The organism is Devosia nitrariae, from assembly GCF_030160115.1.
Classification (GTDB): Bacteria; Pseudomonadota; Alphaproteobacteria; order Rhizobiales; family Devosiaceae; genus Devosia; species Devosia nitrariae.
In genome coordinates this window covers 736,352-758,391 of record NZ_BSNS01000007.1, presented here as the reverse complement: position 1 = coordinate 758,391, position 22,040 = coordinate 736,352, and the positions used below count along the sequence as shown (strand labels likewise).

The 22,040-nt window shown below is 63.7% G+C and carries 24 protein-coding genes; 13 read left to right on the top strand and 11 right to left on the bottom strand.

Translation table 11 applies throughout. The features are described 5' to 3' along the window. Positions 1–63 precede the first annotated feature (63 nt). Genes QQK18_RS09040 through QQK18_RS09025 form a run of 4 tightly spaced genes read right to left on the bottom strand, consistent with a single transcriptional unit; the run spans position 64 to position 2,350 of the window. Positions 64–588 carry a hypothetical protein gene (locus tag QQK18_RS09040; RefSeq protein ID WP_284339983.1) on the bottom strand — a complete coding sequence of 175 codons (525 nt, stop codon included), beginning with the start codon at positions 586–588 and terminating at the stop codon, positions 64–66. A gap of 46 nt (positions 589–634) precedes the next feature. Continuing rightward, the gene (locus QQK18_RS09035; protein WP_284339982.1) at positions 635–1,006 is read right to left on the bottom strand and encodes a helix-turn-helix domain-containing protein; all 372 of its coding nucleotides are present in this window, start codon (positions 1,004–1,006) and stop codon (positions 635–637) included. Further along, entirely contained in the window at positions 1,003–1,590 is a 588-nt protein-coding gene (locus QQK18_RS09030; RefSeq protein ID WP_284339981.1) for a Smr/MutS family protein, read from the bottom strand. The genes QQK18_RS09035 and QQK18_RS09030 overlap by 4 nt, the downstream gene beginning before the upstream one ends. Before the next feature lie 28 nt (positions 1,591–1,618). After that, positions 1,619–2,350: a Tim44/TimA family putative adaptor protein gene (locus QQK18_RS09025; RefSeq protein ID WP_284339980.1), complete on the bottom strand. Its 732-nt coding sequence runs from the start codon at positions 2,348–2,350 to the stop codon at positions 1,619–1,621. Between the two features lie 153 nt (positions 2,351–2,503). Here QQK18_RS09025 and QQK18_RS09020 point away from each other — a divergent pair, with 153 nt between their 5' ends. Continuing rightward, positions 2,504–2,947, top strand: coding sequence for an FxsA family protein (locus QQK18_RS09020; RefSeq protein ID WP_284339979.1), 444 nt, complete (start codon positions 2,504–2,506; stop codon positions 2,945–2,947). A 120-nt stretch (positions 2,948–3,067) separates the two neighbouring features. After that, positions 3,068–3,607: a protein-export chaperone SecB gene (gene secB / locus QQK18_RS09015; protein ID WP_284339978.1), complete on the top strand. Its 540-nt coding sequence runs from the start codon at positions 3,068–3,070 to the stop codon at positions 3,605–3,607. 84 nt (positions 3,608–3,691) lie between these two features. Here the strand turns inward: secB and dnaQ are convergent, their stop codons facing one another. The 4 genes from dnaQ to QQK18_RS08995 are packed head-to-tail and all read right to left on the bottom strand — an operon-like array spanning position 3,692 to position 6,432. Beyond that, on the bottom strand, positions 3,692–4,399 hold the full coding sequence (gene dnaQ, locus QQK18_RS09010) for a DNA polymerase III subunit epsilon (protein ID WP_284339977.1): 708 nt from the start codon (positions 4,397–4,399) through the stop codon (positions 3,692–3,694). Further along, positions 4,396–4,992, bottom strand: coding sequence for a dephospho-CoA kinase (gene coaE / locus QQK18_RS09005; RefSeq protein ID WP_284339976.1), 597 nt, complete (start codon positions 4,990–4,992; stop codon positions 4,396–4,398). Before coaE ends, dnaQ begins: the two co-directional genes overlap by 4 nt. A gap of 1 nt (position 4,993) precedes the next feature. Beyond that, positions 4,994–5,821 carry a shikimate dehydrogenase gene (locus tag QQK18_RS09000; RefSeq protein WP_284339975.1) on the bottom strand — a complete coding sequence of 276 codons (828 nt, stop codon included), beginning with the start codon at positions 5,819–5,821 and terminating at the stop codon, positions 4,994–4,996. Continuing rightward, a complete protein-coding gene (locus QQK18_RS08995; RefSeq protein ID WP_284339974.1) occupies positions 5,818–6,432 on the bottom strand; it encodes a Maf family protein in 615 nt (204 codons plus the stop codon). Before QQK18_RS08995 ends, QQK18_RS09000 begins: the two co-directional genes overlap by 4 nt. A 435-nt stretch (positions 6,433–6,867) precedes the next feature. On the opposite strand from QQK18_RS08995, the gene hemE reads away from it, so the two are divergent. From hemE to QQK18_RS08955, 8 genes are all read left to right on the top strand, one after another. Beyond that, entirely contained in the window at positions 6,868–7,902 is a 1,035-nt protein-coding gene (gene hemE, locus QQK18_RS08990; protein WP_284339973.1) for a uroporphyrinogen decarboxylase, read from the top strand. A 6-nt stretch (positions 7,903–7,908) separates the two neighbouring features. Next, positions 7,909–8,334 carry a protoporphyrinogen oxidase HemJ gene (hemJ, locus tag QQK18_RS08985; protein WP_284339972.1) on the top strand — a complete coding sequence of 142 codons (426 nt, stop codon included), beginning with the start codon at positions 7,909–7,911 and terminating at the stop codon, positions 8,332–8,334. 208 nt (positions 8,335–8,542) lie between these two features. Continuing rightward, positions 8,543–9,808: a transcription termination factor Rho gene (gene rho, locus QQK18_RS08980; RefSeq protein ID WP_284339971.1), complete on the top strand. Its 1,266-nt coding sequence runs from the start codon at positions 8,543–8,545 to the stop codon at positions 9,806–9,808. 43 nt (positions 9,809–9,851) lie between these two features. Further along, positions 9,852–11,156: a tRNA uridine-5-carboxymethylaminomethyl(34) synthesis GTPase MnmE gene (mnmE, locus tag QQK18_RS08975; RefSeq protein WP_284339970.1), complete on the top strand. Its 1,305-nt coding sequence runs from the start codon at positions 9,852–9,854 to the stop codon at positions 11,154–11,156. Between the two features lie 88 nt (positions 11,157–11,244). Beyond that, positions 11,245–13,107 carry a tRNA uridine-5-carboxymethylaminomethyl(34) synthesis enzyme MnmG gene (mnmG, locus tag QQK18_RS08970; protein ID WP_284339969.1) on the top strand — a complete coding sequence of 621 codons (1,863 nt, stop codon included), beginning with the start codon at positions 11,245–11,247 and terminating at the stop codon, positions 13,105–13,107. Next, positions 13,107–13,757 (top strand): 16S rRNA (guanine(527)-N(7))-methyltransferase RsmG, encoded by a 651-nt coding sequence (rsmG, locus tag QQK18_RS08965; RefSeq protein ID WP_284339968.1) that lies wholly within the window; start codon positions 13,107–13,109, stop codon positions 13,755–13,757. Before mnmG ends, rsmG begins: the two co-directional genes overlap by 1 nt. Positions 13,758–13,779: 22 nt before the next feature. Further along, positions 13,780–14,580: a ParA family protein gene (locus QQK18_RS08960; protein ID WP_284339967.1), complete on the top strand. Its 801-nt coding sequence runs from the start codon at positions 13,780–13,782 to the stop codon at positions 14,578–14,580. Between the two features lie 12 nt (positions 14,581–14,592). After that, positions 14,593–15,465, top strand: a complete 873-nt coding sequence (locus QQK18_RS08955) for a ParB/RepB/Spo0J family partition protein (RefSeq protein ID WP_284339966.1) — start codon at positions 14,593–14,595, stop codon at positions 15,463–15,465. Positions 15,466–15,645: 180 nt separating this feature from the next. On the opposite strand, the gene holA is transcribed toward QQK18_RS08955, so the two are convergent. Genes holA through leuS form a run of 3 tightly spaced genes read right to left on the bottom strand, consistent with a single transcriptional unit; the run spans position 15,646 to position 19,785 of the window. After that, complete coding sequence (holA, locus tag QQK18_RS08950; protein WP_284339965.1) at positions 15,646–16,668, bottom strand: DNA polymerase III subunit delta; 1,023 nt, start codon at positions 16,666–16,668, stop codon at positions 15,646–15,648. Positions 16,669–16,670: 2 nt separating this feature from the next. Then, positions 16,671–17,177 carry a hypothetical protein gene (locus QQK18_RS08945; protein WP_284339964.1) on the bottom strand — a complete coding sequence of 169 codons (507 nt, stop codon included), beginning with the start codon at positions 17,175–17,177 and terminating at the stop codon, positions 16,671–16,673. After that, on the bottom strand, positions 17,164–19,785 hold the full coding sequence (leuS, locus tag QQK18_RS08940; protein WP_284339963.1) for a leucine--tRNA ligase: 2,622 nt from the start codon (positions 19,783–19,785) through the stop codon (positions 17,164–17,166). The genes QQK18_RS08945 and leuS overlap by 14 nt, the downstream gene beginning before the upstream one ends. A gap of 125 nt (positions 19,786–19,910) precedes the next feature. On the opposite strand from leuS, the gene QQK18_RS08935 reads away from it, so the two are divergent. The 3 genes from QQK18_RS08935 (at position 19,911) to QQK18_RS08925 (ending at position 21,997) form a co-directional block, all read left to right on the top strand. Next, positions 19,911–20,597: a YggS family pyridoxal phosphate-dependent enzyme gene (locus QQK18_RS08935; RefSeq protein ID WP_284339962.1), complete on the top strand. Its 687-nt coding sequence runs from the start codon at positions 19,911–19,913 to the stop codon at positions 20,595–20,597. Between the two features lie 14 nt (positions 20,598–20,611). Further along, a complete protein-coding gene (locus QQK18_RS08930; protein ID WP_284339961.1) occupies positions 20,612–21,142 on the top strand; it encodes an HD domain-containing protein in 531 nt (176 codons plus the stop codon). A 171-nt stretch (positions 21,143–21,313) separates the two neighbouring features. Further along, complete coding sequence (locus QQK18_RS08925; RefSeq protein ID WP_284339960.1) at positions 21,314–21,997, top strand: response regulator transcription factor; 684 nt, start codon at positions 21,314–21,316, stop codon at positions 21,995–21,997. The last annotated feature ends 43 nt before the right edge of the window (positions 21,998–22,040 follow it).

The following is a 22,040-nucleotide window of genomic DNA, read 5'->3' as shown; positions in this document are numbered from 1 at the left end:
TCATCAAGCTCGCAAGCATCATGCTGTGGCTCAAATAGCTAAATTGTCACTACAACCTAGTTCCTAATCGAGGGGATTTGCCGCCCCAACCAAAATGGCGATGCGTGCCTTACCGAGTTCGGCGAGGCACGCATTGCGCCCCTCGCGCAGCGCCGGATCGAGAAGTGCGGCGACAGTCTTGAGCGCGGCGTCGATACCGGCGACCGCTTCGAGCGGAGGGTTTTCGATCTCATTGCCGGTGCAGATTTCGACCGGGGCGTAGTGCCCCGCGGCAACCAGTGCCAGCACACCTTGCGGGTTGGCGCGCAGGGCCCGCGAGAGCGCGATCTCGAGGTCCTCGGCCGTGCCGGCATCGGTGCCGGGCTTCAGCAGCGGCACGAGGTCGAGCCAGGCCGCTTCGCCGCTCTCGATTTTGTCAGTGAGCTGTGCCCAGGCATTGCCGGGCGAATTGCCCTCATCGAGCCACTGAACGGCAGCGTCAGCGCCGACATCTGCGATCATGGCGCGAATCGCCTGGGGTGTCAGTTCCTCGGCGGCGCAGGGAAAGCTCAAGGCGGCCAGGATGACCGCCGCGCAGGACTGACGCATTGTTATCTCCTTCAAGGAGCAGTCTAGACCTCTGCGGTCGCGCGAGCTAGCTGCGCGGCTTTCCTGAGCGGCGCACGAGTTCATTGCGCAAGAACACCAGGTCCTCCACGCTCAGCCGCGCGATGTCGCGGGCCAGCCGGTTGGTCAATTCCGTGGCTTCGGGCGTCATGCCGCCGGTGTCGATGGTGACTTTCGGATCGGAGAGTTCGGCCAGACGCTGCAGCTCTTCGGCGTCGTCCCAGATGACGTTGAAGAACGAGATGATGCGATGCAGCATGAAGCCGGTCGGGCGGCCGCGCCGGCCATGCTCGAGGGCCGAGAGATAGGCGCTCGAGACATTCAAGGCCGCGGCCATTTCCTTCAACGAAACACCGCGCTCTTCGCGCAACGCCCGCAGTTTGGCACCGAGCGGGGTCATCTCGATTGCCTCAGCCGGACATAGAACGCACCCTCGCCGCCATGGGCCTGGGCAGCGGTATTCCAACCGGACACGAGTGGGGCCAGATGCGGCTCGGACAGCCAGACCGGAAGCATGGAGCGCAGGACACCTCGCTCGACGATGATGGTGGCGAAGGCGTCGGTCTTCTTCAAGCCTTTGCCGGTGATCACGAGTACCGTGCGGTCGCCGCGGGCCGCGCGGGCGGGGATGAAGCGATTGAGCGCGGCACGCGCCTCGTCCTGGTGCATGCCGTGGAGGTCGATGGTGGCGTCGATTTCGACATGGCCGCGTCGCAGTTTCCGCCGCAAGCGCGGCTCGATGGCCGTTTCAGGCACCGGACGGCTCGGCGGCGCCTGGTAGGCAGGCATCGCAATAGGCGTCGGGTGCTTGACCTTGGCGCGCTTCAATTGAGCGATGTCGGCGGCGGCAGCCGGCTCAGGCAGCGGCAGGGGATCGGCCGGCGGGCGCAATGTTCGCCGCTTGCGCAGGGGATCGACGGTTTCGGCGACGGCAGTCCATAGGTGAAAATCGGGCACCGGCGATTTGGGATCGCGTCTCGCCATTGCCGTCGCCGCCCCGACTGGGTCCAGGTCAGTCGAGCTGGTTGGTGGCCAGGAGCCTCCAGTTGGGATCGCGCGATTTGGGATTGCGCGTAAAGGTCCACTCGTCGGCGATGTTCTGCACCTGCTCGGCGTGACCCTCGACGAGCTGACCGTCCTTTTCGAAGGTGGCTGAAACCACCTCGGCATAGAAGCGCACGGTGACATTGACCGCCCTGCGATCGTATTCCGCCTCGGCGATCTCGATCTTGGGGAGGCCCACAAAGGTGAAGTCGACGCGACGGCCAGCCGCTTCGCGCTCGGCGATCGCACGCTGGAAGCCGTCGAAGACGTCCTTTTCCAGGAGGTTCTTGAGCGTCGTGCGGTCACCCTGGGCAAAGGCGGTGACGATCATCTCGTAGGCCATCTTGGCCCCTTCGAGGAAGGATTTGGGCGTGAAGGTCGGGTCAGCCTCAGCCACGGCCTTGAGATTGGTCGCGAGCCCGGCATCTCCGTGGGAGAACTGCTCGATCTCAGCCTCGAGCTTGCGGGCGCGGCGCTCATCGTCGAGGCTCGGGGCCGGCCGGCCCTGGGGTCGCAGCGGCACCACGGTCTCTTCGCTGGCGCGCCCATTGCCCTCCTCGGGCCTGCGCCGCTCCACCGGCGGGCGCTCATTGCCCGTCCGGGTGCCCAGTACCGAGCGCAGCCGGAAGAGGATCACCACGGCAACGCCGATGACGATGAGGGTCGGAAGATCGAAGAACTCGTCCATAAGGCCAGACACACCCGGTTCGAGACAAGGATTAGAGCGAATACGGGTCGCGGAGCGCCCAACTCCGCCTATATATAGGCAAAGCTTCACCCCGAAACCAGTTCACGATTGGACGAATTGCCGCGAGGGCAGTCCCAATCGTTCATAGCCCAAGAGGAAACTGCCTTGGCACGATTGCTTATCATCGCGGTTCTGCTCATCCCCTTCGTCGAAATCGCGCTCCTCATCAAGGTGGGACAGACGATCGGGCTCTGGCCGACGCTGCTGCTGCTCGTTGCGGCGATGGTATTGGGCGGCGTCCTGCTGCGGCTCGAGGGTCTTTCCATTGTCGGGCAGATGCGCTCGAGCGTCAGCACCGGCCGCTTGCCCGGCCGCACCGTCGCCGACGCGATGATGATCGGGTTCGCCGCGCTCCTCCTGGTCCTGCCGGGGTTCCTGTCCGATATCGCCGCCATTGCCCTGCTGCTGCCGCCGGTCAGGACGCTGATCTACAGGGCACTGGCAAGGCGGGTCGTGGTGGTGGATACCGGCCCGGGTTCTCCCCAGGACCCGCGGGTCAGAGGCCCGCGCACCATCGATCTCGATGACGAGGACTATCGCCCGAAATAATTGGATCGCGCGCTGCGCACCGGCGCTAGCTTTCAGCGCAACTGGGCCGCTCGGCTTGTGACAGCGGGCCAAAGATGGTAGCGAGGCGGCCAAATCCAGGCTGAAGCGAAGGACAGTTCCATGGCTGACGACAACCAGACCGCGAACGCGGCAGCGGCCAATACCGCGGGCGCGGCGCCCAGCATGAACCTGATGGGCCAGTATATCCGCGACCTCTCGTTCGAGAACCCGGGCGCCCCCGGCTCGATCATGCTGGGAGGCGGCAATCCGGCCTTCAACGTGGCCATCTCCGTCGCGGTCAAGAAGCAGGACGACGACGTCTACGCGGTCGAGCTCAACCTCAACGCCAAGGCCAACCGGGCCGAGCAGGTGCTCTTTAACGTCGAGCTCGTTTATGGCGGGGTTTTCCGGGTCCGCAACGTGCCCGAGAACCAGCTTTCAACGCTGCTGATGGTCGAATGCCCGCGGCTCATCTTCCCCTTCGCCCGCCAGATCCTGGCGAGCGTGACGCAGCAGGGCGGATTCCCGCCGCTGATGATGGAGCCGGTCGACTTCTTCGCCATCTACCGGCAGAATCTTGCCAAGCTCGCCGCCCAGCAGCAGGCCGGTGCCTCCGCGCCCGCCAACAGCGACACGACTCCGGGTGAGAAGCCGAACTAGATCAGGACTGTTACTGGCTCCCCTAGTCCACGGGGCACTTTCGCCTCAATTCCACAACCTCAGCCCGGAATGCGCTGCCGGCCCTCAGGCCGCAGCGCTTTCCGCGTAGGCGTTCCAGAGCGCGTCGGCGCCAATCGCGTCGATAAGGGCGGCGTGCGCTGTGATCTCGGCCGGGGTGATGCGCGGCTCGAGCGGGATCGGACGCGGGCGCGCCGGCACGCGGGCGGCAAAGGCTTCGGTCGCCGACATACTGGTCTCGGCCACCAGCGCCAGGGCGACCTGTCGGCCGCCGATCAATTCCAGATAGACGTCGGCGAGGATCTCGCTGTCCAGCAGCGCCCCGTGCAAGGTGCGGCGCGAATTGTCGATTCCGTAGAGCTTGCAGAGCGCATCGAGGCTGGCGCGAGCACCCGGATTGATCTCGCGCGCAAGCGCCACGGTATCGACGACGGTATTGGTCAGCGCCGGCCGGCCCGCTCTTTCGAGTTCGGCATTGATAAATCCGATATCGAAGGCGGCGTTGTGGATGACGACCACGGCGTCGTCGAGGAAGGCGATGAACTCGTCGACGACACTTGCGAACAGGGGCTTGTCGGCGAGGAACTCGTTGGTCAGCCCGTGAACCCGGTAAGCTTCTTCGGGCATGTCGCGCTCGGGATTGAGGTAGACATGGAAGGTGCGGCCGGTCGGGATGTGGTTGATGAGCTCGACGCAACCGATCTCGACCATGCGATCGCCGGTGGCCGGCGAGAGGCCTGTGGTTTCGGTATCGAGAACGATTTCGCGATTCATTGCTGAGCCTGGCGCACCTGGATGTCGGCAACGATCGTTTTGACCATACGACGAGTTTCCTCGATGGGGCCGGTGGTGTCGATGATGAAAGCGGCCCGCTTCCTCTTTTCGGCCTGGGGCATCTGCCGGGCAAGGATGGTGTCGAGCTTTTCCACTGTCATTCCCGGACGGGCGAGGGCGCGCTCGCGCTGGGCGGCCGCGTCGCAAACGGTCACGGCGACCGCATCGAACCCATAGTCGTGGCCGCTTTCGAAGAGGAGCGGCACCTCTACGGCGGCGATCAGGGCACCATCGGATTCGGCCGCGTCCATGAATGTGCCGATGCGCTCGCGCACCAGCGGGTGGATCAAGGCCTCGAGCTCGGCAAGGCGCTGCGGGGCCGCGTTGAGGGTGGCGGCAAGCCGGGTGCGGTCGACGGCACCATTGACGGCCACACCAGGAAAGAGGCTTTCGACCGCCGCCACGGCGGGACCGGCATAGAGCTCGTGCACGGCAGCATCGGCGGAGAACACTCTCGCGCCGAAATCGGCGAAGGCCTGGAGCACCGTAGATTTGCCGGTGGCGATGGAACCGGTGACGCCGAGGCGGAACATCTCAACACCCGAGCGTTGTTTCGACGGCGGCACGCAGCGCCGGCGTCACCTCGGGCCTGACGCCGAACCAGGCTTCGAACCCCGGCACTGCCTGATGCAGCAACATGCCAAGGCCGTCGACGGTGCGCAGCCCCCGCGCCCGCGCTTCGGCCAGAAGAGGTGTTTCCAGCGGAACATAAACGATGTCGGTAACGAGCGTGTCCGCCCGCAGGACGGCAAGGTCGAACGCTTCGAAGCGGCTGGCGTGCATACCGATCGAGGTGGTGTTGACCACGAGGCCGGCACCGGGCCCGACTGTGTTGAAGTCCTCAATCTCCCCTACGGTTATGTTGCCGCCGAGTTCTCCAGCCAGACGCTCCGCGTTCGATCGCGTCCGGTTGAGGAGAATCACCGGGATGTTGCGGCTCTGCAGGGCGACGAGGATGGCGCGGGCGGCGCCGCCTGCCCCCAGAACGAGCGCGGCATCGAGGCCCTGCGACCAGCCTGGCGCTCCCGCATCGAGGTTGCCGAGAAAGCCCATATAGTCGGTGTTGGTGCCAAAGAGCCGCCCATCGCGCATCACCAGTGTGTTGACCGCTCCTATCTTGCGGGCAAGCGGGTCGACCTCGTCGCAAAGGGCAAAGACGGCTTCCTTATGGGGAATGGTCACGTTGCCGCCGGCAAATTCCCCGGCCCTCACGCGGGCGATAAAGGCCCCGAGTGCCTCGGGAGCAACGTCGATCGGCTCGTAACTGCCATCGATGCCGTGCTCGCCGAGCCACGTGCCGTGGATCAGTGGTGAGCGCGAATGGGCGATCGGATGTCCGATGACGAAGGCTCTGATGGTCACGCGTCAGCTTTCGCGAAAAGCTGCGGCTCGTAGCGGCGAAGCGCGGCGAGCAGGGGCAGCAGGGGGAGACCCAGAATGGTGAAATAGTCGCCCGTGACCGTCTCGAACAGGCGAATCGAGGGTCCTTCGAGGCGATAGCCGCCGACCGAGCCGAGGATAGCCTCGCCCTCGAGCGCCAGAACCTCGTCGCGCTCGGCCTTACTGAAGGCGCGCATGGTCAACTCTGCGGTCTCGACATGCGACCAGACCAGCAGGTCGTCGCGCACCAGTGCGACGGCCGCGTGCAGGCGGTGGGTCTTGGCGCGCAACTGGTCGAGCTGAGCGGCGGTCGCGGCAAGATCGGCCGGCTTGTGGAAAACCTCGAGGCCAAGCGCCAGGGTCTGGTCGGCACCGATCACCAAGGCTCCAGGGTGACGCGAAGCGACGGCACGCGCCTTGGCGCCGGCGAGGAGCAAAGCGATATCGCGGGCGTCGGCGCCGGGCAGGTCCGCCCGAGCTTCGATGGCGCGTTCGTCCACAACCGCCGGCTCGACGGAAAAATCGAGGCCGGCGCCGACAAGCAAGGCCTTTCGCGCAGGACTTTGTGAAGCAAGGATGAGCATCTCGCCCATGGTTTTCCACACTGTTCCCACGACCTCAAGCCCCTCTCTGTGGGTTGTGCGCATGGATTGGGCGAGGTGGCAAAGTTGTTCGACTTGGTAAACGAAGCGTTAACAGGTCGGCCCGGCTGCTGACTCGTGACCTGCTATGGAAAGGTGCGGGGAAAACCCTTTCGATGGCCGTCGGCGCGTCGACAGATCTTGAACAGGATCGTTCACGCGCCATCCACGGCGACGAATTGGTTAACGACCCGTTAACGCGGGCGTCTGCGGCCACACTCCCATTCTCAGCCGATACGTTGTTCACACTGTGTTAACCATGAGCTGCGCGCTTGTGTCACCAGAGGCGGCGATTGTGGGCGCCGATGAATTGCGGCAAAACACCGCCATGATGATAAAGATAAAAGAAGAAGAGTCTTTTTATCGGTTTGGACGGGGAGGAACCGCGTGACCGGGGCAAGGGGGAAACCTCTCCTTGACACGGTCAGGGGCAGGCGCCAGCAGCGAGCGCCGATCTGGATCATGCGGCAGGCCGGGCGATATCTGCCCGAGTACCGCCAGATCAGATCCAAGGCCGAAGGTTTCCTTGACCTCTGCTATCGGCCCGATCTTGCCGCCGAGGTGACGCTGCAGCCCCTAAGGCGTTTCGATCTCGACGCGGCGATCCTGTTTTCCGACATTCTGGTCATTCCCGATGCGCTGGGCCAGGGGGTGCGCTTCGAGACGGGCGAGGGGCCGGTTCTCGATCCCCTCGATGCCACGTCGATTGCAGCTTTGAAACCAGAGCGGGTGTTGGAGCGCCTGGCGCCGGTCCTCGAGACGCTTTCCCGGGTGAAGACAGAGCTCTCCCCCGACAAGACCATGATCGGCTTTTGTGGCTCGCCGTGGACGGTTGCGACCTACATGATCGGCGGGCGTGGCTCTCCGGACCAGGCGGCGGCGCGGCTTTTTGCCCTTGCCGAGCCCGAGGCCTTCGCGGCGCTGATCGATATCCTCATCGAAGCCAGCATCGAGTATCTCGCCGCCCAGTTCGCGGCTGGTGCCGATGTCGTGCAGCTCTTCGAGAGCTGGGCGGGGAATCTCGACGAGGCGGCGTTCCGCGAACGGGTGATCACGCCCAACCGCCGGATCGTCGAGGGTTTGCGGGCACGCGTGCCGGATGCGCCGATTATCGGCTTTCCGCGCGGAGCGGCCGGCATGCTCGGGGCGTTCGTTTCCGAAACCGGGGTCGACGTAGTCGGGCTCGATCAAGCGACGCCCCCGGCCTTTGCCGATTCGGTCGTGCCAGCGCAAATTGCGGTGCAGGGCAATCTCGATCCGCTGCGGCTTGTTGCGGGCGGGCGGCAGATGGAGGAGCGCGCTCACGACATACTCAGCGCCTTTTCGAGTCGCGCGCATATCTTCAATCTCGGGCACGGCATCGTGCCGGAAACACCGATCGCCCATGTGGAGCGGCTGATCGAGATCGTCAGGAACGGGTGAGGCGCGATGGAGTGGGTCAAGGCCCTGCACGTCATATCGGTGATCGCATGGATGGCGGGCTTGCTCTATCTGCCGCGGCTCTTCGTCTATCACGCCGATGCCGAGATCGGCTCGAAGCAGTCGGAGACGTTCAAGGTGATGGAGCGACGGCTTTTGCGCGCAATCACCACGCCGGCGATGATCGCCGCATGGATCTTCGGGCTGTGGATGGTGATCGGTTTTCAGGCGGTGAGCTTTACCGAGGGCTGGGTGTGGCTGAAGGCGGTGTTGGTCATTGCGCTTTCGGGCTATCACGGACTGCTCGTCAGGCACTGGAAGGCTTTCGCCGCGGATCGAAACGACAAGCCCGCGAGATATTTCCGCATAATCAACGAAGTGCCGACCCTCCTCATGATCGGCATTGTCATTGCCGTGATCGTGCGCCCGTTCTGATGGCGCTGCGGGGCTCATGAGAGCTGTTTCACGTGAATCTGGCCACGGCGGCGGTTTCGTCCTTGAAACCGGCGGAGGCACACGTTATGTGATGGCTACGCATCGTCGAAAGAGCGTGATCGAACGTCAACCGGTCGCCCGTCCGATGCTGTCTCCCCTTATTTTCTTCCCGCCTTTACAAAGATTTCCCTGAAGGGTCATCCACCACATGCAGAATCTGAAGCTCAGTGAGCTCAAGGCCAAGTCTCCGGCAGAACTCTTGGCGTTCGCCGAGAGCAACGAGGTCGAGAACGCCTCGACCATGCGCAAACAGGAATTGATGTTTGCCATATTGAAGGAGCTGGCCGCCAAGGAGGTGGACATCACAGGCGAAGGCGTGGTCGAGGTGCTGCCCGACGGGTTCGGGTTCCTGCGCTCTCCCGACGCCAACTACCTGCCCGGTCCCGACGACATCTATGTCAGTCCCTCCCAGATCCGGCGGTTCAGCCTCAGAACCGGTGACACGGTCGAAGGCCAGATACGCTCTCCCAAGGACGGTGAGCGCTACTTCGCGCTCCTCAAGGTCAACACGATCAACTTCGAGGACCCGGAGAACGTCCGTCACAAGATCAACTTCGACAACCTGACGCCCCTTTATCCCGAGGCGCGCCTCCGCCTGGAGCTGCCGGATCCGACGGTCAAGGATCGCTCGGCGCGCATCCTCGATCTGGTGGCGCCGCTCGGCAAGGGCCAGCGCGCGCTGATCGTCGCGCCGCCGCGCACCGGCAAGACGGTGATCCTGCAGAACATCGCCCAGTCGATCGCCACCAATCATCCCGAATGCTACCTCATAGTCCTCTTGATCGACGAGCGGCCCGAAGAGGTGACCGACATGCAGCGCTCGGTCAGGGGCGAGGTCATCTCGTCGACTTTCGACGAGCCGGCGAGCCGCCACGTGCAGGTTGCCGAGATGGTCATCGAGAAGGCCAAGCGTCTCGTCGAACACAAGCGCGACGTCGTCATCCTGCTCGATTCGATCACGCGCCTCGGGCGCGCCTACAATACCGTGGTGCCAAGCTCAGGCAAGGTGCTGACCGGCGGTGTCGATGCCAACGCACTGCAGCGCCCCAAGCGCTTCTTCGGCGCAGCGCGGAACATCGAGGACGGCGGGTCGCTGACCATCATCTCGACGGCGCTGATCGACACCGGTAGCCGCATGGATGAGGTGATCTTCGAAGAGTTCAAGGGCACCGGCAATTCTGAAATCATTCTCGACCGCAAGGTCGCCGACAAGCGCGTCTTCCCCGCTCTCGATATCACCAAGTCGGGCACCCGCAAGGAAGAGCTCTTGGTCGAGCCGGACATCCTCAAGAAGATGTACGTGCTGCGGCGCATCCTCAATCCCATGGGCACGATCGATGCCATGGAGTTCCTGATGGACAAGGTGCGTCAGACCAAGACCAATTCGGACTTCTTCGATTCGATGAACACATAGCCGCAGTGATCGGCTACCGTTCGGAGACAATCAGGACAGATTGATGCACGAGGGCGATACAATCGTTGCGCTCTCCTCTGGCTCGTTGCCGTCGGGCGTTGCGGTCATCCGCATGTCCGGTCCGGCGGTGCCGGAGTTGCTGCATCGACACGCTGGCGGCGTGCCGGAGGCGCGTCGCCTGACGTTGATGCGCATTGGCGCACAAACCGAACTCGACAGCGGGCTGGTGGCCTATTTTCCGGCTCCAAGGAGCTTTACTGGCGAGGAATGTGCCGAACTGCAGGTGCATGGGTCGCCGGCAGGCGTGCGCGCAATCCTGCGGGCGCTGACGGCCGAGGAAGGCGTACGACTGGCTGAAGCCGGCGAGTTTACCCGCCGTGCCTTCGAGAACGGCAAGCTCGACCTGACGGAGGTCGAAGGGCTGGGCGATTTTATCGAAGCCGAGACCGAGAACCAGCGACGCCAGGCCCTGGCCCGCTACGAAGGCGGTCTCAGCCAACGCATCGATGCTTGGCGCGAGACGCTTCTGGACCTGAGGGCCGAAATCGAGGCGCGGCTCGACTTTTCCGACGAGGGCGACGTCGAGGAGGCACTGCCTGAACGTTTCGGCGCGACCCTTACCGCACTTAAGGCGGACCTGGCTGAGGCCTTGGCCAGCCTTACCCGTGGCCGCATCGTGCGAGAAGGTGTTCGCGTCGCGCTTGCAGGACCACCCAATGTCGGGAAATCCAGTATTCTCAATGCGTTGGCCAAATCAGACGTCGCCATCGTCACCGACGAGGCTGGTACGACGCGCGATGTGCGCGAAGTGCCGGTGGATCTTGGTGGACAACTGGTCATTCTTGTCGACCTGGCGGGCTTGCGCGTGACCGACAGCAAGGCGGAGGCCGAAGGCGTTCGGCGGGCGCGCGCGGAGATCGCCCGTGCCGACCTGGTATTGTGGCTGATGGCCCCGGACGTGGTGACGGACGAACAACCGCCGGAGGTGGCGGCTCCGATCTGGCGCGTGGCGACAAAGGCCGATCTGGGGCATCCGTCCCAGCAGGCGGACCTTGCCGTATCGGTAACCGAACAAGGAGGCCTGGATGCTCTTGCCGAGCGAATGGCCAGCTTTTCCGGCGCTCTTTCGGGACAAGGCGAGCCAGCGCTCTTGAGTCACGAGCGTGATCGATCGGCGGTAATGGCGGCGGAGGCAGCGATTGCCAGGGGCGAGCAGAGGCTGGACACGCCAGAACTCGCAGCCGAATCGCTGCGAGAAGCCTCGCAGGCACTGGAGCGGCTGGTTGGCCGGTTGGATGCCGAACGGGTCCTTGACCGGCTGTTCACGAGCTTTTGCATAGGCAAATGATTCACGTGAAACAGCCGGGACCCGCGGGTACTGTTGATTCACGTGAAACATTGGCCTAAACCGCTGGCTCTCTCAGATCGGGCATCTCATGAGCGACTATGCGGTCATTGTAGTGGGCGGAGGTCATGCCGGTTGCGAAGCGGCGGCGGCTTCTGCGCGCCTCGGCGCGCCGACCGCGCTCATCACCCATAAGTTCGCGACTATCGGTGAGATGAGCTGCAATCCCGCCATCGGCGGCCTCGGCAAGGGGCATCTGGTGCGCGAGATCGACGCGCTCGATGGGCTGATGGGACGGGTGGCCGACCAGGCGGGCATACAGTTTCGCGTGCTTAACCGCCGCAAGGGACCGGCGGTTCGGGGGCCTCGTGCCCAGGCTGACCGTAAGCTCTATCGAAAGGCGATGCAGGCCGCGATCACTACTCAGCGCAACCTGGATGTCATGGAAGGTGAGGTCGATGATCTCATTGTCGAGGATGGCCGGATCGCCGGCGCCATCCTCCTCGACGGGCGGCGTATCTCAGCCAGTGCGGTGGTTCTGACCACGGGAACGTTTCTGCGTGGCCTGATCCATCGCGGCGAAGAGACGGTACCGGCCGGACGGGCCGGCGAGAAGCCCGTGCTCGGGCTGTCCGTGCGCCTTGAGGCGCTAGGCCTGCGGCTAGGTCGCCTGAAGACCGGGACGCCCGCACGGCTCGATGCTGGCAGCATCGATTTTACCGGCCTCGAGGAGCAGGCCGGCGATCTTCCGCCCGAGCCCTTCTCCATGCTGACGACGGCGATCACCACGCAGCAAGTTTCCTGCTTCGTGACCCGCACCACGGCCGAGACGCATCGGATCATTGCCGAGAACCTGCACCGTTCGGCCATGTATTCGGGGCGTATCCAGAGCCGCGGGCCCCGCTACTGTCCGTCGATCGAAGATAAGATCGTGCGCTTTTCCGATCGGGACAGCCATCAGATCTTCCTGGAGCCCGAAGGGCTCGACGACCCGACGATCTATCCCAACGGGCTTTCCACCTCGTTGCCGGCCGAAGTGCAGGAGGCTTTCCTCAAGTCCATGCCGGGGCTCGAGACTGTGCGCATCCTGCGGCCGGGCTATGCCATCGAATACGACCATGTCGATCCACGAGAACTCCGGGCAACCCTGGAGATGAAGCGCCTACCCGGGCTTTACCTCGCCGGCCAGATCAACGGGACCACCGGCTATGAGGAGGCCGGCGCGCAGGGTCTGTTGGCCGGTGCTAATGCCGGACTTGCTGCCAGGGGCGCCGAGCCGCTTGTGCTGTCGCGGACCGAAAGCTACCTCGGCGTCATGGTCGACGACCTGACGACACGCGGCGTCTCCGAGCCCTACCGCATGTTTACGTCGCGCGCCGAATTCCGACTGCATCTGCGAGCAGACAACGCGGATCAGCGGCTGACGCCGATCGGAATCGCGGCCGGGCTTGTCGATGCCGGACGGGCAGCGGCCTTTAACGAAAAATCAACCAAGCTCGCGACAGGCGGGAAGCTGCTGCGCACCTTGTCCGCAACTCCGAGCGCAGCTCGCAAGGCCGGGATCGCGGTCAATGCAGACGGCAAGCAGCGCTCAGCCTTCGAACTGCTCTCCTATCCTGAAGTCAGCAGCCAGCAGGTAGCTGGGCTTTGGCCGGAGATTGCCGCTATTGAACCGGGGATCCTCCAACAGCTGACGGTCGATGCGCAGTATGCCGTTTATCTCGACCGGCAGAGGGCCGACGTCGAAGCGGTCAAGCGCGATGAAATGCGCGAAATACCCGAATGGGTAAACTACGAGGACATAGCTGGTCTTTCCATGGAAATGCGCCAGAAGCTCCACGAGCGGCGGCCCGCCACCATTGCCCAGGCGCAAGCCATTGACGGCGTGACGCCGGCGGCGATCACCCTGCTGCTCTCGGTCATACGGCGTGGCGGCCTGCGTAAGGCCAGCTGATGACCCCCGGCGACCACGCGGCGATCGCGGCCTACGCCCCATACTTTGCCCGAAACGAGAAGGACGTGATTGCGGATCTGGAATCCTATGCTCAGCTGCTGAAGAAATGGCAGAGGATACAGAATCTTGTTTCACGTGAAACGCTGGCCGAGGTGTGGACGCGGCACTTTGCCGACAGTCTGCAGGTGCTGAAACTCCTGGATGAGGCCGACCGCACCATTCTCGACCTCGGCAGCGGTGGCGGATTACCCGCTCTGCCTCTGGCCATTGCCAGCAAGGGACTGGACCGACGATTCATCCTTGTCGAGCCGACGACCCGCAAGGCGAGCTTTCTGCGCACGGTCGCACGCGAGCTCGGCCTCAATGTGCGGGTGAAAGCTCGTCGGGTGGAGGAAATTGATTCACGTGAAACAGGATCGGTCGACGTCATTACCTCTCGGGCGCTGGCCAGTCTCACACGTCTCTGCGCCATGGCCGCGCCATTCTTCGGCCCTGCAACACGCGCCATCTTTCACAAGGGGCGGGAACATGTTGAAGAACTGGTGGAATCGGGTGCCCTGTGGCACCATGACGTGGTATTGGTCAAAAGTGACACCGACGAACGCGGCGTCCTCGTCGAGCTCAAGAATTTGCGCTTGAAAACCAGATAGTTAGACAACTCCGGAGGCCGTATTGGCGCCCCGTATCCTGACTCTCGCCAATCAGAAGGGCGGTGTGGGTAAGACCACCACCGCCATCAACCTCGCGACGGCCCTTGCCGCCATCGGCGAGCGCGTGCTGATCGTCGATCTCGATCCGCAGGGAAATGCTTCGACGGGCCTTGGCATATCGCGCCAGGATCGTGAGGTATCGGCCTACGACCTGTTGGTCGGCGAGGCGACGGTCGCCGAGGCTGCGGTGATGACCAGCGTGCCAAATGTAGCGATCGTGCCGTCGACCATGGATCTCCTCGGGGTCGAGCTCACCATTGCCGCGCACGCGGACCGTGCCTTTCGTTTGCGCGATTCGTTCAAGCGGCTCAATGAGTTGACGGTCAACGGCCAGCAGGTGACCTATATTCTCATCGACTGTCCGCCCTCGCTCAACCTGTTGACGGTCAACTCGCTGGTGGCGGCGGATGCTGTGCTGGTGCCGCTGCAATGCGAGTTCTTCGCGCTCGAAGGCCTCAGCCAGCTGCTGCAGACCATCGAGCAGATCCGTTCGACGCTCAATCCGCGGTTGTCCATCCAGGGCGTGGTGATGACCATGTTCGATAAGCGCAACAACCTGTCCGAACAGGTGCTGCAGGATGTGCGCCAGGAGATGGGCGACCTCGTCTACGACACCGTCATACCGCGCAATGTGCGCCTCTCGGAAGCGCCGAGCTATGGCAAGCCGGCCCTGCTTTACGATCTCAAATGCGCCGGTAGCCAAGCCTATCTTCGGCTCGCCACCGAGGTGATCCGGCGCGAGCGGCAACTGCATGCGGCCTGAGGACCTGAAATGATGACTGACAAACCTTCCCGCCTCGGCCGGGGCCTGGCGGCTCTCATTGGAGACATGGCGACGCTCGAAACGAGCGGGCGTGTGGTCGAGAGCGGCGGTGTGCGGCGCTTGCCGGTCGAGTTCATCACCGCCAACCGGGCCAATCCGAGGCGCTCCTTCGATGACGAGCAGCTCGAGGAGCTGACCAACTCCATCCGCGAAAAGGGTGTCATGCAGCCGCTACTGGTGCGGCCGTCGAACGACCCCAACATCTTCGAGATTATCGCGGGGGAGCGGCGCTGGCGGGCAGCGCAACGGGCGGGCCTCCACGAAGTGCCGGTCATCGTGCGCGAGGTCGACGACAAGGAGGCGCTCGAGCTCGCCATCATCGAGAACGTGCAGCGCGCCGATCTCAACCCGCTGGAAGAGGCGCTGGGCTACGAGCAGCTCATCGAGCAGTTCGAGTATACGCAGCAGGATCTGGCGCAGGTCATCGGCAAGAGCCGCTCGCATGTCGCCAACACGCTGCGGCTGCTGAAGCTGCCGGAAACAGTCAAGGGCATGGTCGCCGGCGGTGAGCTCACCGCTGGTCATGCGCGCACGCTCATCACCGCCGCCGATCCAGCGGCACTCGCCGAGCAGATCGTCTCGCGCGGGCTCTCCGTGCGTGAAGCCGAGGCTTTGAGCCAGAAGCGGGACATAGCGCCCAAACGCCGGGTGGAGCCGGAAGGTAAGGATGCGGATACCGTGGCGCTCGAGCGCCAGCTCTCGGATGCGCTGGGCCTGTCGGTGTCAGTCAGTCACAGCACCAATGGCGGCAAGCTCGAGATCCGCTACAAGACGCTGGAGCAGCTCGATGGTATCTGCTCGCGGCTGACGAAAGTGGTGAATTAAGCGCGGTTTCTCGGTGAGAAGTTCGGCGAGCTAGACATTGATCTCCAATCCCTAACCCCCAGCTCACATCGCGTTTGTAGTTGTCGCGGTGCCGAAGCTTCAACGTAGTCCTTGCGACAGACTCTTCCCCTCCTCCGCCCCTTGCCGCACCATCGCTCACGCGTTTCACGTGAAACGATTTCAGTTCGCCGCCGCCATCATGCAAACCGCCAGCAAGGCGCGGCGCAGGACAGCGTCGGCGAGCGCTGATCGGCGGCGGCTGTCTTCGCTGGCCTGATGGAGACGTTCGCATCCAGCGGCGAGGGCGGGATCGGTCCACAGCCGCAGCTGGCGCTCGAGGCTGGCGAGGCGGGAAAAGTGGGGCTTGGGCCGAAGGGCGTTCAACACGTCGCGGGGGGATTTGCCTGCGTCGACCTCGCCGCGCCAGCGGCGCAGGTTGGAAAAATGGCTCATGGCCATAATGAGAAGACGCTGCGGATCGACGGCGGAGCCCAGCGCACGATTGAGCGCGGTTTCGAGCCGCTCGGCATGCCCGGTGCCGGCCGCATCGAGAATGCTGTCGATGACGAGGGCTGCGTTGTCGGCGCAAAGCGTCAGCACGTCTTCCCGGGTCAGCGTCTTGCTGTCGGCGGCGTAGAGCGTCAGCTTCTCCAACTCGCGCCGGGTGACCTCGCGGTCGTTGCCGAGGATGTCCCGCAAGATGGCGATCACATCCGGATCCGCCGTGATACCCGCGGTTGCCAGGGTCTCGCGGACGAGCGCGGCCAGCGTCTCGTCGCTGTCGGCGTAGCAGGGCAGGGCGCGGCCAAGCCGCGCCGCCTCGACCAATGCGCGCAGGGCATCGCGAGGCGTAAGATTGCCGGCCTCGAGCACGATCACGGCGCCTGCCGGATCGTCCCGGAGCTCGGAAAGGGTCATCACCAGGCTCTTTCCTGCGCCACGCACGCGCACGATGCGGCGGCCGCCAAAGAGGGAAAGAGTCTTGGCTTCGACGGCGAGAATTGAGGGGTCGGCGTCGACGTCGGAGGCTTCCAGAGTGACGATACTGGCCGATTGGGGATCGTCACCGGCATAGAAGCGAATCAGCTTCTGGGCCGTCTCGCGTACGAGGCCGGTATCGGGGCCATAGACGAGGAAAATGCCCTCGTCGAGATCCGGTCGCTGCAGGTAGCGGGCCACCTCGTTGGCCTTGAGGGCAGTCATGGTTAGCGGGTGGCGCCGGCGAGAAGCGCCAGGCGCAGCGATTCGGCAACGGCGTGAGCGGCGCGCTCCTGCGCCTCGACCAGCGCCTCCTGCGCGGCGAACGCCTGCGCATTGGTGGTGTAGTTGGCCATAGCGGTGCGGATGATGGTCACCGGAGCCCTGCCGCTGCCCGCTGGCGGCATAACGGTCAGCCGTGCGGTGGCCGTCACTCTTTTTGTGTCATTGGGATTGGCAGTATCGGAGAGCGCCTCCCGACTGCCGCCGGCCGAAATCGATACGCGCAGCTCGCGCGCGTCAGGCGCCTGTGACTCGCCGAAGCGCAGGCGCAGGTCCTGATAGACGATCTGTTCGAGCCGCGAGTTGGGCTCGGCATAAGTGAAGGCGAGCTGCTGCGAGACCGTTTGAGGGTCGGAATAGACCGGCGCCATGGTGCAGGCGGGCAGCACTGCGGCCGATGCCAGGGCAAGGCCGAGAAAAGCCTTTCGCAGGAAGAGATTAGACCACGACATTGACGATCCTGTCCGGCACGACCACGATCTTCTTGACCGATTTGCCTTCCAGCATGCGGGCAACCGGCTCCAGTGACAACACCAGTTCTTCGACGGTCTTTTGCTGAGATCCCTTGGCGACGGTGATTTCGGCGCGCCGCTTGCCGTTGATCTGGATCGGCAGAGTGACGGTGTCATCGACCAGCAACGCCGGATCGACGATCGGCCAGGGCGCATCGGCGACCAGCCCCTCCAGGCCCAGGGCCTCCCAGCAAGTCTCAGCCAGGTGCGGCATCATCGGCGCGATGAGCTGCACCAGGTGCTCAACCCCTTCGCGCAGGGCCGCGCAGCGCGCTTGTGGCGCCGGCGAGACCAGACCTATATAGCAGCGGGTCAGCGCATTGGTGAGCTCGTAGATCTGGGCAACGGCGCGATTGAAGCGTAGACCCTCGATATCCTCACCGACGTGCTTGACGGCGCGATGAACGATGCGGCGCAGGGCTAAGGCGTCTTCGTCATGCGAACCTGGTACAATCTCCGCGAATTGTTCACTGATCGCGATAGTTTCCGTCACCAGCCGCCAGATGCGTTGCTGAAAGCGGCTGGCGCCCTCGACGCCGGCCTCGGTCCACTGCACGTCGCGCTCGGGCGGGGAATCCGAGAGCATGAACCAACGGGCGGTATCCGCGCCATAGGTCTTGAGGATCTCGTCCGGATCGATGCCGTTGCGCTTGGATTTGGAAATCTTCTCGATCGAACCGATCTGAGCCGGGTTGCCGGTCGCGATCTCCGTTGCCCGGCGATCTCCGTCGCCCATTTCCACCCGCACCTCTTCCGGCGAAAGCCACCTGCCGTCGTCGGACTTGTAGGTTTCGTGGGTGACCATGCCCTGCGTGAACATGCCCTTGAACGGTTCATCGAGGCCTATATGGCCGGTCATACGCATGGCTCGGGTGAAGAACCGCGAATACAAGAGGTGCAGAATGGCGTGCTCGACGCCGCCGATATACTGATCGACCGGCATCCAGGCATTGGCCTCTTCCGGCAGCGTCGGCGTATCGGCATGCGGTGCCGTGAAGCGAATGAAGTACCAGGAGGAGTCGACGAACGTGTCCATAGTGTCGGTCTCGCGCCGGGCGGGGCGGCCACACTGCGGACAGTCGACGTGCTTCCAGGTCGGATGGTGGTCGAGGGGATTGCCCGGCTTGTCGAACGTCACGTCTTCAGGCAGCACCACCGGCAGGTCCTTCTTGGGCACCGGTATGGTGCCGCAGACCTCGCAATGGATGACCGGAATCGGGCTGCCCCAATAGCGCTGGCGCGAAACGCCCCAGTCGCGCAGGCGATAGTTGACCTCGACCGTGCCCTGCGGCCGGCCGTCGACCCGCAGAGAGGCAAAATGATCGGCAATAGTCCGCTTGGCTTCCTCGATGGAAAGACCATCGAGGAAGGCGGAATTGAAGATGGTGCCGGTGTCCGTATAGGCCTCGTCGCCGATGGTGAAGGTCTCGGGATCGGCGCCGGGCGGCAGGACAACAGGAATGACGGGCAGACCGTACTTGCGGGCGAACTCCAGGTCGCGCTGGTCATGGCCGGCGCTGCCGAAAATGGCGCCGGTGCCGTAATCCATCAGCACGAAATTGGCGACGTAGACGGGCAGCGTCTGGCCGGGCTTGACCGGGTGCTCGACGTTGAGGCCAGTGAAGTAGCCCTGCTTTTCGGCCTTCTCAAGCGTTTCTGTCGCCGTCCCGTGGCGGTGGCATTCGGCAACGAACTCGGCGAGCGCCGGGTCGGCGTTGACGAGCTCTTCGGTCAGCGGGTGATCGGGCGAGACCGCGATGAACGAAGCGCCGAATATGGTGTCGGGCCTCGTGGTGAACACATCAATGCTGGTTGCGGCGGTCTTCTCGTTCGGCTGCAAGGCAAAGAGCAACCGCAGGCCTTCCGACTTTCCGATCCAGTTGCGCTGCATGGTGCGCACTTTGTCCGGCCATTCGTTGAGATCATCGAGGGCGGTCAGCAGATCCTCGGCAAAATCGGAGATCTTGAAGAACCACTGGGTCAGCTCGCGCTGCTCGACGGTCGAGCCGGAGCGCCAGCCCCTGCCGTCGATCACCTGCTCGTTGGCGAGCACGGTCATGTCGACCGGGTCCCAGTTGACCTTGCTCTGCTTGCGCGTGACGAGGCCGGCCTCGAGCATGTCGAGGAACAGCGCCTGCTGATGCTTGTAGTACTCGGGATCGCAGGTCGCGACCTCGCGCGTCCAGTCGAGCGAGAGGCCCATGGATTTGAGCTGCGCGCGCATCGCCTCGATGTTCTGCCGGGTCCACACGCCCGGATTGAGACCGCGCTCGATGGCGGCGTTCTCGGCGGGCAGGCCAAAAGCGTCCCAGCCCATGGGATGCAGCACGTTCTTGCCCCTGGCGCGCTGGTAGCGCGCGACCACGTCGCCAAGCGCATAGTTGCGCACATGGCCCATATGGATGCGGCCCGACGGATAGGGGAACATCTCGAGGACGTAGTAGCGCTCGCGCGGATCCTCGTGCCGGACGACAAAGGACTGCCGATCCTCCCACACTTTCTGCCAGTGGGGCTCCATTTCGCGCGGGTTGTAGCGTTCGACGCTCACGTCTCGTCCTCGAAGATTATCTGGAAAGGCGCAAAACAGCCGCCATTCCTTGCGTTCTGTGGGGATTTTGGCTAGCGACCATCATCAGAAAACACCCGATTGGTCAACAGCAACAGGGCGAAAGCGTGGAGCAGGCGGCCGCGAGAGCAAATGAACGGCTCGAGACGATCCGGGCGAGGATCACCAAGGCGCAAAAGCGCTTCGGTCCGCCGCCCGCGGCAGTCACGCTCGTTGCCGTCTCCAAGACCTTTCCTGCCGAAGCGATCGCACCCTACCTGGCTGCGGGACAGCTTGTGTTCGGCGAGAACCGGGTGCAGGAGGCAAAGGGCAAATGGCCGGGATTGCGGGCATCCTATGATGGCATAGAATTGCATCTCATCGGTCCGCTGCAGACCAACAAGGCGCGCGAGGCCGTGGCGCTGTTCGACGTCATCGAGACGGTCGATCGTGACAAGCTCGCCGTCGCCCTCAGGGACGAGATGGAGCGGGCCGGCAGGAACCTGCCTTGCTTCGTGCAGGTCAACATCGGCGGAGAACAGCAAAAGGCCGGAATTGCGCCCGATGAAGCGGTGGCGTTCGTCGAGCGCTGCCGGCAGGTACACAGGCTCGATATCGTCGGGCTGATGTGCATCCCGCCCGAGGCGGAGCCACCGGGACCGTATTTCGCCCATATGGCGGAGCTGGCGCGCGCCGCGGGGGTTGAACAGCTCTCCATGGGCATGAGCGGCGATTTCGAGACAGCAATCGCCATGGGCGCAACACATGTAAGGTTGGGCTCGGTCCTGTTCGGGGCGCGGCCCAAAGCAGGTTAGGGGCGCCAGGTGCGATGCTGACTGCGGCGGAAGCGCGGGACCTGTTGGACCGGCGGCTCGGTGGCACCCGCCTCGTGCGCCATTGCCTCTTCGTCGGCGACCTGATGGCGGCACTCGCCAAGCGTTTAGGCGCGCCTGCCGAACTCTGGCGCGCCACCGGCTATTGCCACGACCTCGACTATTTCGCCGTCGACGGCGACTGGAGCCGGCACGGCCTGATCACGGCCGGCGCGCTCGCCGGCCGGCTGCCGGAGGATGCGCTCGAGGCCATCGCTGCGCACGACCACCGCACCGGCTGCACAGCGGCAACGCCGCTCGCTGACGGCCTCAAGCTCGCCGACGCCCTGGCGGTGGCCGAGGAGGCGCTCGGGCGTTCGGTCTTCGTCACGCGGCTCCTCCAATATGTACCAGGAGACACACTGGTCGCGGGAAGGCCCTGGCTCGATACCATCATCGGGCAGACCACGGCGCGCCTCGGCCTCGAATTGATCGAGATCACAACCATGCTGCCCAATTCTGAGGAACCTGAAAGGGATCGGCGATAAGATCGCTCATGCAGCATTCAGGAAAGACCCCTATATTACAGGCACGGGTGCAACTTAGGCTGTTCCTTGCCCGTTGCTTCATCGCGATAACGGCGAAGTGATGTGGCTGTCCCAAACCGGTCGCAATGCTGTGCGGCAAAGGGCGCGGAACGGAATCGTGCGGAGAAAACAATGAACAAGCGGCGCATTCTCTTGGTGGACGACGATGCGGAGCTACGCGAGACGCTGACCGAGCAACTGGCGCAGCAGCGTGAATTGGACGTGGCCGCAGCCGAAACGGCCAACGATGCGCTCAAGGCCGTGCGCGAGAAAAACTATGACCTGATGATCCTCGACGTCGGTCTGCCGGACATGGATGGGCGAGAGGCCGTCAAGGTCCTGCGCCACGAGGGCTTCAAGAGCCCCATCCTGCTGCTCACGGGCCACGATACCGAGGCCGACGAAATCCTCGGGCTCGAATCGGGCGCAAACGATTATCTGACCAAACCCTTCCGCTTCCCGGTGCTCATGGCGCGCATCAACGCGGCGCTGCGCCAGCACGACCAGAGCGAGGACGTGGTCTTTACCATTGGACCCTACAGTTTCCAGCCTGCCGCCAAGCTCCTCGAATCGAGCGACGGAGGCAAGGTCCGGCTGACCGACAAGGAAACCTCGATCCTCAAATTCCTCTACCGGCAGGGCCCCAAGACCATCACCCGCGACGTCCTGTTGAAGGAAGTCTGGGGCTACAACAACCGGGTGACTACACACACGCTCGAAACCCACATCTACCGGCTGCGCCAGAAGATCGAGCGCGACCCTTCGAACGCGCGTCTGCTCGTTACCGAAGAGGGTGGATACCGCCTGGTTCCGTGAGCCCGATTGCGGCTCCTCCTTCGAAGTTGCCCATCTTTTGCCT